The 10,928-nt window shown below is 72.0% G+C and carries 12 protein-coding genes and 1 tRNA gene; 10 read left to right on the top strand and 3 right to left on the bottom strand.

The features are described from left to right. Nucleotides 1-215: 215 nt before the first annotated feature. Nucleotides 216-305 (bottom strand) — tRNA-Ser (locus J3S20_RS06055). 225 nt (nucleotides 306-530) lie between these two features. On the opposite strand from J3S20_RS06055, the gene rplU reads away from it, so the two are divergent. The 5 genes from rplU (at nucleotide 531) to J3S20_RS06030 (ending at nucleotide 5,006) form a co-directional block, all read left to right on the top strand. Further along, on the top strand, nucleotides 531-848 hold the full coding sequence (rplU, locus tag J3S20_RS06050) for a 50S ribosomal protein L21 (RefSeq protein WP_216835344.1): 318 nt from the start codon (nucleotides 531-533) through the stop codon (nucleotides 846-848). 29 nt (nucleotides 849-877) lie between these two features. Further along, nucleotides 878-1,147: a 50S ribosomal protein L27 gene (gene rpmA, locus J3S20_RS06045; protein ID WP_216835343.1), complete on the top strand. Its 270-nt coding sequence runs from the start codon at nucleotides 878-880 to the stop codon at nucleotides 1,145-1,147. Between the two features lie 76 nt (nucleotides 1,148-1,223). Next, the gene (gene obgE, locus J3S20_RS06040; RefSeq protein WP_216835342.1) at nucleotides 1,224-2,249 is read left to right on the top strand and encodes a GTPase ObgE; all 1,026 of its coding nucleotides are present in this window, start codon (nucleotides 1,224-1,226) and stop codon (nucleotides 2,247-2,249) included. Between the two features lie 9 nt (nucleotides 2,250-2,258). Beyond that, complete coding sequence (gene proB / locus J3S20_RS06035; RefSeq protein ID WP_216835341.1) at nucleotides 2,259-3,389, top strand: glutamate 5-kinase; 1,131 nt, start codon at nucleotides 2,259-2,261, stop codon at nucleotides 3,387-3,389. Between the two features lie 102 nt (nucleotides 3,390-3,491). Beyond that, the gene (locus tag J3S20_RS06030; protein WP_216835340.1) at nucleotides 3,492-5,006 is read left to right on the top strand and encodes an ABC transporter substrate-binding protein; all 1,515 of its coding nucleotides are present in this window, start codon (nucleotides 3,492-3,494) and stop codon (nucleotides 5,004-5,006) included. Nucleotides 5,007-5,066: 60 nt separating this feature from the next. On the opposite strand, the gene J3S20_RS06025 is transcribed toward J3S20_RS06030, so the two are convergent. After that, a complete protein-coding gene (locus tag J3S20_RS06025; RefSeq protein WP_216835339.1) occupies nucleotides 5,067-5,429 on the bottom strand; it encodes a hypothetical protein in 363 nt (120 codons plus the stop codon). 103 nt (nucleotides 5,430-5,532) lie between these two features. Next, the gene (locus J3S20_RS06020) at nucleotides 5,533-5,895 is read right to left on the bottom strand and encodes a hypothetical protein (protein WP_216835338.1); all 363 of its coding nucleotides are present in this window, start codon (nucleotides 5,893-5,895) and stop codon (nucleotides 5,533-5,535) included. 248 nt (nucleotides 5,896-6,143) lie between these two features. Here J3S20_RS06020 and J3S20_RS06015 point away from each other — a divergent pair, with 248 nt between their 5' ends. Genes J3S20_RS06015 through J3S20_RS05990 form a run of 5 tightly spaced genes read left to right on the top strand, consistent with a single transcriptional unit; the run spans nucleotide 6,144 to nucleotide 10,924 of the window. Then, nucleotides 6,144-7,409 (top strand): glutamate-5-semialdehyde dehydrogenase, encoded by a 1,266-nt coding sequence (locus J3S20_RS06015; protein ID WP_216835337.1) that lies wholly within the window; start codon nucleotides 6,144-6,146, stop codon nucleotides 7,407-7,409. A 33-nt stretch (nucleotides 7,410-7,442) separates the two neighbouring features. Then, nucleotides 7,443-8,300, top strand: coding sequence for a 2-keto-4-pentenoate hydratase (locus tag J3S20_RS06010; RefSeq protein ID WP_216835336.1), 858 nt, complete (start codon nucleotides 7,443-7,445; stop codon nucleotides 8,298-8,300). A 4-nt stretch (nucleotides 8,301-8,304) separates the two neighbouring features. Continuing rightward, on the top strand, nucleotides 8,305-8,907 hold the full coding sequence (locus J3S20_RS06005) for a nicotinate-nucleotide adenylyltransferase (protein WP_216835335.1): 603 nt from the start codon (nucleotides 8,305-8,307) through the stop codon (nucleotides 8,905-8,907). Between the two features lie 6 nt (nucleotides 8,908-8,913). Further along, nucleotides 8,914-10,458: a ribosome silencing factor gene (gene rsfS / locus J3S20_RS30755; RefSeq protein WP_281419414.1), complete on the top strand. Its 1,545-nt coding sequence runs from the start codon at nucleotides 8,914-8,916 to the stop codon at nucleotides 10,456-10,458. Next, complete coding sequence (locus J3S20_RS05990) at nucleotides 10,409-10,924, top strand: 23S rRNA (pseudouridine(1915)-N(3))-methyltransferase RlmH (protein ID WP_216835334.1); 516 nt, start codon at nucleotides 10,409-10,411, stop codon at nucleotides 10,922-10,924. Before rsfS ends, J3S20_RS05990 begins: the two co-directional genes overlap by 50 nt. Nucleotides 10,925-10,928: the final 4 nt, after the last annotated feature.

Below are 10,928 nucleotides of genomic sequence, written 5' to 3'. Positions count from 1 at the left end.
GAGTGCCGGCCGCGCGGAAACCGGCCTTTTACCTGGGTTTTCCAGTTCCGTACTAGATCGCCCAAGTCAGGAGGTTCGGAGAGAATTGGCCTCCGGAGAGCGATTTTCGGGCTTCTCCGCGCCGAGGCAGTCAGCAGGTCTGTCCCAGAAACCCCAGGAAACCTGCCACTCAGCGCGGCGGTCGGTCAGGCGGAGAGCACGGCTCGTACGGGAACTGGCGGAGAGGGTGGGATTCGAACCCACGGTAGGCTTGCACCTACTTCGGTTTTCGAGACCGACGCGATCGACCACTCCGCCACCTCTCCGCAGGCGGTGGCGCCCTATAATCAGCGCGGCGGCCCGGCGCAACCCGGGGCGTGCCGTCACGGCGTTGACTCACCCGGCGGCCGCCCGCTATACGCTGCGCCCTCCGGCCACCCAGGTGCCAATAGCCTGGGGATGCTGGCGGTCAGTCATGGCCGAACCACCACCAACATCGTCCGGGCGAACCCGCCCAGCAGCACCGGACCTCCGAAAGCCCGAGCGCGAACATGACCTATGCAGTGATCCGCACCGGCGGCAAGCAGTACCGCGTCACCCCTGACGCCGTGCTGACCGTCGAGAAGCTCGAGGCCGAGCCCGGCGCCACCATCACCTTCCACGACGTCCTGGCCCTCGGCACCGATGCCGGCCTGACCGTCGGCGCGCCGACCGTCCCGGGCGCCACCGTCACCGCCGTGGTCGAAGGCCAGACGCGCGGCGACAAGGTGATCATCTTCAAGAAGCGCCGCCGGAAGAACAGCCGCCGCAAGAACGGGCATCGCCAGATGCAGACCGTGCTCCGCATCTCCGCCATCGCCGCGGCCTGATCCGCTAGCGACAGAAAGGAACCCCCACCATGGCACACAAAAAGGCCGGCGGTTCGTCGCGCAACGGTCGCGACTCGGCTGGCAAGCGCCTCGGCGTCAAGCGGTCGGACGGCCAGTTCGTCCAGGCCGGCAACATCATCGTCACCCAGCGCGGCACCAAGATGCGTCCGGGCAACAACGTGATCGTCGGCCGCACGCATTCCCTGCATGCGATCGTCGACGGCCATGTGAAGTTCGAGCGCAAGGCCGAGGGCCGCGTGCAGGTCTCCATCACGCCCATGGCCGTCGCGGCCGAATAAGGCCCAGGCCTCCTGGCGAGCGTTTGGACGGGGGCCTTGCAGGCCCCCGTTCGCGTTTCCGGGTACCGGACACAGCATGAAATTCCTCGACGAAGCCAAGGTCCATGTGAAGGCGGGTGACGGCGGAGACGGCGTCATCGCCTTCCGGCGCGAAAAGTACATCGAATTCGGCGGCCCGGACGGCGGCAATGGCGGCAAGGGCGGCGACGTGATCATCGAGGCCGTGGACGGCCTGAACACGCTGATCGACTACCGCTACGCGCAGCACTTCAAGTCCCGCAAGGGCGGCAACGGCGCCGGCCAGGACCGCACCGGGGCAGGCTCCGACGACGTCATCATGAAGGTGCCGGTCGGCACGCAGATCCTGGACGAGGACAAGGAAACCCTGTTGGCGGACCTGACCGAGGTCGGCCAGCGCGTGGTCATCGCCCGCGGCGGCGATGGCGGCCATGGCAATGCCGCCTTCAAGTCGGCCACCAACCGATCCCCCCGCCGCGCCGACAAGGGCTGGCCGGGCGAGGAACGCTCCATCTGGCTGCGGCTGAAGCTGATCGCCGATGCCGGGCTGCTGGGTCTGCCCAATGCCGGGAAGTCCACCTTCCTGGCCGCCGTCTCCGCCGCGCGGCCGAAGGTGGCCGACTATCCCTTCACCACGCTGCATCCGCAGCTGGGCGTGGTGCGGCTGAACCCGGATGGCACGCCGTCCCGCGACGGCTCGCTGGAATTCGTCCTGGCCGATATCCCCGGCCTGATCGAGGGCGCGCATGAAGGCGCCGGCCTCGGCACCCGCTTCCTCGGCCATGTGGAACGCTGCGCCGTGCTGCTGCACCTGGTGGATGGTACCGCCGCCGACCCCGCCGCGGCCTATCGCACGATCCGGGAGGAACTGGCCGGATATGGCGGCGGCCTGGCCGAGAAGCCGGAGGTGGTGGCGCTGAACAAGTCGGATGCCATGACCCCGCAGGCCACCGCCTCCCGCCTCAAGGCCCTGTCGCGCGCGGCGGGCCAGCCGGCGCTGCTGGTCTCGGGCGCCACCGGGGCCGGGGTGAAGCAGGTGCTCTACGCGCTGTACCAGCAGATCCTGGCCGACCGCCAAGGCTGAGACCCGCCCATGCCGCCCTCCCTCGCCACCACCCGCCGCATCGTCGTGAAGATCGGCTCCGCCCTGGTGGTGGACAATGCCACCGCCGCGCCGCGCGCCGCCTGGCTGGCCGGCGTGGCGCAGGATGTGGCGGCGCTGCGGGCACGGGGGGCGGAGGTGATCCTGGTCTCCTCCGGTGCCATCGCCCTGGCGCGCCACGCGCTCGGCCTCACTCGGAAAAAAACGCTGCGGCTGGAGGAGAAGCAGGCGGCCGCCGCGGTCGGGCAGATCCGCCTGGCCGGCGCCTGGGCCGATGCGCTGGCCGCCGTGCAGTTGAACGCCGCGCAGCTGCTGCTGACGCTGGAGGATAGCGAGGACCGTCGCCGCTACCTGAATGCGCGGGCCACGCTGAACACGCTGCTGGCGCTGGGCTGCATCCCCGTCATCAACGAGAACGACACGGTGGCCACCGCCGAAATCCGCTTCGGCGACAATGACCGCCTGGCCGCCCGGGTGGCGGAGATGGTGGAGGCGGATGCGCTGGTGCTGCTGTCCGACATCGACGGCCTCTACACCGCCGACCCGCGCCGCGACCCCGCCGCCGCGCATATCCCTGTGGTGGAGCACATCACGGAGGAGATCATGGCCATGGGGGGCGAGCCGCCGCCCGGCTATTCCTCCGGCGGCATGCGCACCAAGCTGATCGCGGCCCGCATCGCCACCGGCGCCGGCTGCGCCATGGCCATCGCCCTCGGCGCGCGGGACCGGCCGCTGGAGGCCATGCAGCAGGGCGCGCCCTGCACCTGGTTCCTGGCCGAGGGCGAGGGCCGCTCCGCCCGCAAGCGCTGGATCGCGGGCAGCCTGGCGCCGCTCGGCGCGCTGGTGGTGGATGCCGGCGCGGCCCGGGCGCTGGCGCGCGGCTCCTCCCTGCTGCCGGCCGGGGTGCGCGCGGTGGAGGGACGGTTCGAGCGTGGCGACCCGGTCAGCGTGCGGGACGAGGCGGGGCGCGTGCTGGCGCGCGGCCTGGTCGCCTATGATGCCGCCGACGCCACCCGCATCGCCGGCCATCGCAGTGAGGAGCTGGAGGCGATCCTGGGCTGGCGCGGCCGGGACGAGATCATCCACCGCGACGACCTGGTGGTGCTGGCCCAGGCCAGCTGACCCGTCGGACGCCTCCGGATCCGCAGCTGAACCTGGGGGGATTTGCCGGCACGGCTGGGATGCGCGCAGGATGCCACCCTCCCCAGGCCGAGGACCTCGCCGATGCGCCGTGCCCTTTCCCTCGCCGCCCTGCTGCTTCTGGCGCAGCCCGCGCTGGCCCAGACCGGCGCCGCGCCGACCACCTTGCGCATCGGCATCGGCGCCGACCCCGCCGTGCTCGATCCCGCGCAATCCGGCAGCTTCGTCGAGCGCGTGGTCTTTGCCGCCATGTGCGACAAGCTGGTCGATGTGGGGCCGGACCTGCAGTTCCGCCCCGAGCTCGCCACCGCCTGGGAATGGGCGCCGGATGGCCGCGCCCTGACCCTGACGCTGCGCGAAGGCGCCCGCTTCCAGGATGGCGCGCCGATCGACGCCGCTGCGGTGAAGGCCAATCTCGACCGCTACCGCACCGCCCGCGAAAGCCGTCGCCGCACCGAATTGCAGCAGGTCTCCGAAGTGCAGACGCCGGATGCGCGCACCGTTCGCCTGGTGCTGTCCGAACCCTTCGCGCCGCTGCTTTCCGTACTGTCCGACCGGGCCGGCATGATGCTCTCCCCCGCCGTGCTGCCGATGGCGGAGCGGGTGGGGGAGAACCCGGTCTGCTCCGGCCCCTTCCGGCTGACACGCCGCGTCGCTCAGGATCGGATTGAATTCGGAAAATTCGCGGGCCACTGGAATGCCGCGAATATCCATGCCGATCGCCTGGTCTTCCTGCCGATCCCCGACAACAATGTCCGCCTGCTGAACCTGCGTGCCGGCCAGCTCGACCTGATCGAGCGCGTGGCGCCGGTGGACCTGCCCTCGGTCGAGCGCGACCAGCGCCTGCGCCTCGTCGCCGGCGATTCCATCGCGTACCAGACGCTCAGCATCAATGTCGGCAACGGCCCGCTGGCGCAGCGCCCGCTGGGCGCCGATCCGCGGGTGCGGGAGGCTTTTGAGCGCAGCATCGACCGCAGCATCATCAACCAGGTGGCGCTGGAGGGCCGGTTCCTGGCCAACAACCAGCCGGAAGCGCCGGGCACCGCCTATCACTTCGCCGACCTCGCCCCGCCGCCGCGCGACCCGGCCCGGGCGCGCGCCCTGCTGCGGGAGGCCGGGCACGACCGCGTCGCCTTCACGCTGAAGGTGCCGAACCAGCCGGTGGAATCGCAGGTGGCGCAGATCATCCAGGCCATGGCGGCGGAAGGCGGCTTCGACATCAGCATCGAGACGCTGGAATCCGGCGCCATGGTGGCCGCGACGCGGCGCGGCGATTATGAGGCCGCGATCGCCATCTGGTCCGGCCGGCCGGATCCGGATGGCAATATCAGCTTCTGGCTGGCCTCCAACGGCTTCCTGAACTGGGGCCAATACGCCAATCCGCGCGTCGATGCGCTGTTCGCGGAGGCGCGGCAGGTGACGGAGACGGCGCGCCGCCACGCGCTGTACCGGGAAGCGGCGACGATCTGGCTGGCAGACCGCCCGCATCTGATGCTGTATCACCACCGCTGGTTCTGGGCGATGCGCCGCGGCGTTGAGGGTTTCGTGCCGAGCCCCGACGGCATTATTCGTTTTGCGGGCCTGCGGGTGAACCGGTAGCGCGCATGCAAAAGGGGCGGCCCTTGCGGACCGCCCCCTCTCACGTCGATGGCGCTGGTATCAGCCGCGGAAGCCGGTCGCCGCGCGCGGCGTGGCCTCGGCCTGGGGCACCCAGACGGTGCGCTGGCTCTCGCCCGAGCCCACCGTCACCGGCACCAGGCCCTGGCGGCCCTGCTGCACGAAGCTGCTGTCCGTATGGCGGATATGCACGCTGCCATTCGGCTCCTCGGTCACCGAGACGGCACCGCCGCCCACGACGTTCTGCGATGCGGCAGGGCCGTAGACCACGGAAGCGTTCTCGCCGCTGCCGACCACCTGCGGGAAGTAGCTGTTCTCGGCGATGGTCTGGGCGAAGGCCGGGGCGGCCAGGGACACGGTGGCGGCGGCCAGGGCCGCGGCGGCAATGCGATTGAAGCGGGTCATCTCGATCATCCTATCTGCTTGGGCCGTCCTGGCCCCCTCTCGGGCGCGGCCCCATGGCCGCCGCCCGCTCTGTCTCTATTCAGTGGCTCGGCCGGATGCCGGATCAGCCACCCGTGCCGGCGAAGCTGCCCGCCAGGCCGGTGGTCGGCGCGACGCCGGCCGGAACCCAGGCGGTGTTCGCGTTCTCGCCGCTGCCCACCGTCACCGGTACCAGGCCGTTCGGGGCGCGCTGGGCGTAGCTCGGATCGGTATGGGTGATGCGCCAGCGGCCGTCATGGCCGGTGGCCACGACCACCGCGCCACCGCCCAGCGTGTTACGGGAACCAGCAGGGCCATACTCCACGGAAGCATTCTCACCAGTCCCGACCACGCGGGGGTAAGAAACGTCCTGGGCCAGGGCGGGCACCGCGAAGCTCAGGGCTCCGGCGGCGAACATCGCCGTGGCGATGCGATTGATGCGGGTCATTCTCTTATCCTCAACTCGTCTCTGCCGGGGCATCCTTCGTCAGGAGCGGCGGCGTTGGCGGTGAGATAGTCCCCGTCCTCGTTTCGCCCCAATCGCAAGACCGCATCGTCGCCATAAGGCAGGATGATGACACGCGGGCGTGAGGTGCCTTGCGCCAGCCCCTGTTACAACCACCTGCGGCCTCGGTAACCGAGTGTGCTTCCCTCCCCGCCGGCCACGCGCTACCTCTCGGGGCAGGAGATATCGCCATGAACGCCCTGGCCGACGAGGTTGCCCGCCTGCTCGAGACCGCTGCCCGTGCCGCCCGCGATGCGGCCCGCAGCCTCGCCACGGCGCCGCGACCGCAGCGGGATGCGGCGCTGATGGCCGCCGCCGCCGCGCTCCGCGCCCGGTCGGATCTGGTTCTGGCTGCGAATGCCGAGGACCTGGCCGCCGCCCCCGACCTCTCCCCCGCCTTCCGCGACCGCCTGGCGCTGACGCCGGCGCGGGTGGAGGCGATGGCCTGCGCGGTGGAGGAAGTGGCGGCGCTGCCCGACCCGGTGGGCCGCGTGCTGTCCGAATGGACGCGCCCCAATGGCCTGGTGATCCGCCGCGTGGCGCAACCGCTTGGCGTCATCGGCATGATCTATGAAAGCCGCCCCAATGTCGGCGCCGATGCCGCGGCGCTGTGCCTGAAGGCGGGCAGCGCCGTGATCCTGCGCGGCGGCAAGGAATCGCTGCGCAGCGCGGCGGCTATCCATGGCTGCATGGTGGAAGGCCTGCGCGCCGCCGGCCTGCCGGAGGCCGCGGTGCAGGTAGCACCGACCGCCGATCGCGCCTTCGTCGCCGCCATGCTGCGCGCCGCCGGGCTGATCGACCTGATCATCCCGCGCGGCGGCAAGGGCCTGGTGCAGCGGGTGCAGGAGGAGGCGCGCGTGCCGGTCCTCGCCCATGCCGAGGGCCTGTGCCACACCTACATCCACGCCGCCGCCGACCCGGAAATGGCGCGCCGCATCCTGGCCAATGCGAAGATGCGCCGCACCGGCGTCTGCGGCGCCACCGAGACGCTGCTGATCGACGCTGCCATCGCGCCCTCCCTGCTGCCGATCCTGGTGCAGGACCTGCGCGCACTGGGCTGCGATTTCCGCGCCGATGATCGCGCGCGGGCCATTCTGCCGGAGCTGGCGCCGGCGACGGAGGCGGATTTCGCCACCGAATGGCTGGATGCGGTGCTCTCGGTGAAGGTGGTCGATGGCCTGGAGGCGGCGCTGGACCACATCGCCCGCTTCGGCAGCGAGCATACCGAGGCGATCATCACCCAGGATGACGCCGTGGCGGCGGATTTCCTGGCCCGGCTTTCGTCTGCCGTGGGCATGCACAATGCCTCGACGCAGTTCTGCGACGGCGGGGAATTCGGCTTCGGCGCGGAGATCGGCATCGCCACCGGCCGGCTGCATGCGCGCGGCCCGGTGGGGCCGGAGCAGCTGTGCACATTCCGCTACCAGGTGATCGGAACGGGACAGACACGGCCCTGACCGGGCCTGCCGAGGAAGGGGGGAAACAAGATCATGAAGACCGCCGCCGCCGCCGCCGCCCTTGCGCTGCTCGCCGCCCCCGCCTTCGCCGCCTGTCCGGAGGTGCCGGAGGTGGCGCGGCTTGCCGCCGCCATCCTGGAACGCCGCGCGGCGCCGCTGCCGCCCCCCGGCATGACGCTGGCCGATGCGACCTGCGCGCGGGACCGGCTTGTGGCGGTGCTGGCGCAGCCCTGGGGCGACCGCGTCGGCTGGAAGGTGGGGCTGACCAATGCCACCGCGCAGCAGCGTTTCGGCGTGCCGCATCCGGTGGCCGGCGCCATCTTCCACGGCACCGTCCGCGCCCGCTCCGGCGCCGAGATCCAGGCCGGCTTCGGCATCGTCCCCTCGGTGGAAAGCGACCTGCTGGTGCGCGTGCGGGATGAGGGGGTGAACGAAGCCGGCCGCGACCCCGTGGCGCTGCTGCGCCACCTGGACGCCGTGATTCCCTTCATCGAGCTGCCCGACCTGGTGCATGGCGCCGGCACCGCCTGGTCCGGCCCGCTGCTGGTCTCGATCAATGTCGGCGCCCGGCTCGGCGTGCTGGGCGAGGAGATTCCCGTGCAGGCCACGCCGGAATTCGCGGCGCGGCTGGCCTCCATGGTGGTGACGCTGACCGATGACGGGCGGGAGGTGGCGCGGGCGCCGGGCAGCGCGCTGCTCGGCCATCCGCTGGCCGCGCTCGCCTGGCTGGTGGAGGATCTGCGCGCCCAGGGGCTGCGGCTGCGGGCGGGCGAATATGTCTCCCTCGGCGGCTTCTCGCCCGCCCTCCCGGCGCAGGCGGGGCACGACTATGCCGCCACCTATACCGGGCTGCTGGACGCGCCGGTGACGGTCAGCGTGCGGATCCGATGAGGTCGTGACGCTCAATCCGCGGGGCGATCGCCGCCGTCGGCGGATCGGCCTGCTCGGCGGCAGCTTCAACCCGGCCCATGCCGGGCATCGCCATGTGGCGGAGCGGGTGCGCCGCGCGCTGCGGCTGGACGAGGTCTGGCTGATGGTCTCGCCCGGCAATCCGCTGAAGCCGGCGCGCGGCATGGCGCCGCTGGCCGCGCGGCTGGACTCGGCGCGGGCCATCGCCGATGGGCGCCGCATACGCGCCACGGCGATCGAGGCCGCGCTCGGCACGCGCTACACGGTGGATACGCTGCGGGCGCTGCGGCGGCATTTTCGGCGCGCGCGCTTCGTGCTGGTGATCGGCGCCGACAACCTGTGCCAGCTGCCGCGCTGGCAGGGCTGGGAGGAGATTGCGGCCGAGACGCCCATTGCCGTGCTACCGCGCCCCGGCTGGACGCGGCGGGCGCTGGCGAGCCAGGCCGCGCATCGCCTGGCGCGGCACCGGCGGCGGCCTGGCGCCCTGCTGCAGGGCAAGGTGCCGGGGCATGCGCCCTGGTGCTTCGTGCCGAGCACGGAGCATCCCGCCTCCGCCACCGCAATTCGCGCCGCGACGAACGCGGCATGACCTCGCATGTTGTGCTACAGCCTGCCGAAACGCATTCGACCAGAGGAGGCGGCCATCGCCCGCACACCACAAAAACCTGAGCCGCTGACGGAGGAGTCCGCGACTCCCCGCCCCCGCGCCCTCGCCGCGCGCCAGGCCACCAGCACCCGCACCGCGGCCAAGCCGAAGGCTGCGGCGAAGCCGGCTGCCAAGGCCAAGGCGCCCGCCAAGGCTGCCGCCAAGCCGAAGGCCGCCGCAAAGCCCGCTGCCAAGCCGAAGGCCGCCGCGAAGCCGGCTGCCAAGGCCAAGGCGCCCACCAAGGCTGCCGCCAAGCCGAAGGCCGCCACGAAGCCGGCTGCCAAGGCCAAGGCGCCCGCCAAGGCTGCCGCCAAGCCGAAGGCCGCCGCAAAGCCCGCTGCCAAGCCGAAGGCCGCCGCGAAGCCGGCTGCCAAGGCCAAGGCGCCCGCCAAGGCTGCTGCCAAGCCGAAGGCCGCCGCGAAGCCCGCTGCCAAGGCCAAGGCGCCCGCCAAGGCTGCCGCCAAGCCGAAGGCCGCCGCAAAGCCCGCTGCCAAGGCCAAGGCGCCCGCCAAGGCTGTTGCCAAGCCGAAGGCCGCGGCGAAACCCGCTGCCAAGCCGAAGGCCGCCGCAAAGCCGGCTGCCAAGGCCAAGGCGCCTGCCAAGGCTGTGGCCAAGCCGAAGGCGGCTGCAAAGCCCGCCGCCAAGACGACGGCGCCCGCCAAGGCCGTCGCCAAGCCCAAGGCCGCCGCAAAGCGCGCCGCCAAGCCAAAAGCCTCCGCCAAGCCCGCGCCAGCGGCAGAAGCGCCCGCGCCAAAGCCGCGCGCCACGCGCAAGGCGAAGCCCGCCGAGGCGCCGGAGCTCATGGCCGCGGTACCGGCCGAGCCGGCGCCCGCCGCCAAGCCGCGCGCCACCCGCAAGCCGAAGGCGGCCGTGGCGGCGACCCCGGAACCCGCCCCGGAGGAATCCGCCCCTCCGCCGCCCGCGCCCAAACCCCGCGCGGCGCGGAAGAAGAAGGCGGAGCCGCTGGTGCCGACTCCCGAGGAACCGCCCGCCGAGCCGCCGATCGACCAGGCGCCCGCCGAGGCCGAGACCGCCTCTGGCCCGCGCCCCGCGCGCCGGGAGCGCCAGAAGGTGGAACCCGCGCTGCTCGACCGGCTGGTCGCCGCCGCGCGCGAAAGCCTGGATGCCGACAAGGCCGAGAACATCCTGGTGCTGGATGTCACCGGCCGCGCCGACTATGCGGACTGCCTGGTGATCGCCACCGCGCAATCCGACCGCCAGATGCAGGCCATCGCCACGCATCTGGAGGAGGCCTTCGAGAAGGAAGGCCTGAAGCTGCGCCGCGACGCCACCCAGGCCTCCCCGGACTGGGTGCTGATCGATGCCGGCGACCTGGTCGTGCATCTGTTCAAGCCCGAAGCCCGCGCGCTGTACGGGCTGGAGCGGATGTGGGGCCCGGACAGCCCCGCCGCCGCGACGGAGGAGGACCGCACGCCCCTGCCCGATGACGGCAGCGTGCCGGAGCCGGGCATCGAGGAGGACGACGACGTCTAGGGGTGCCCGGCTGATCGCCATCGGCCGGATGAAGCCGGGGCCGGAACGCGCGCTGTTCGAACAGCACGCGGCCCGGCTCCGCCCGGCCCTGGCGGTGACCGAACTGCCGGAGGCGCAGGGCGGCAACCCCGCCGAGATCCGCCGGCGGGAAGGTGCGGCCCTGCTCGCCGCCCTGCCCGATCCGGCCTTCGTCGTGGCGATGGACCTCGGCGGCAAGGCGCCGAGCACGGAGCAATTCGCGGCGCTGGTCACCCGCTGGGACGAGGCGGCCCAGACCGTCTGCTACCTGATCGGCGGGACGGAGGGGTTGGACCAGGCGGTGCTGGACCGCGCCGACCACCGTCTTTCGCTGGGCCCGCTGACCTGGCCGCATTTCCTGGTGCGGGGCCTGCTGGCCGAACAATTGTTCCGCGTGCAGGCGATCCGCACCAACCATCCCTATCACCGGGCCTGGCGTCCTGCTTGAGTGC

Origin of the sequence: Falsiroseomonas tokyonensis, assembly GCF_019024325.1 — a bacterium.
Classification (GTDB): Bacteria; Pseudomonadota; Alphaproteobacteria; order Acetobacterales; family Acetobacteraceae; genus Falsiroseomonas; species Falsiroseomonas tokyonensis.
This window is presented reverse-complemented; position numbering and strand designations above follow the sequence as displayed.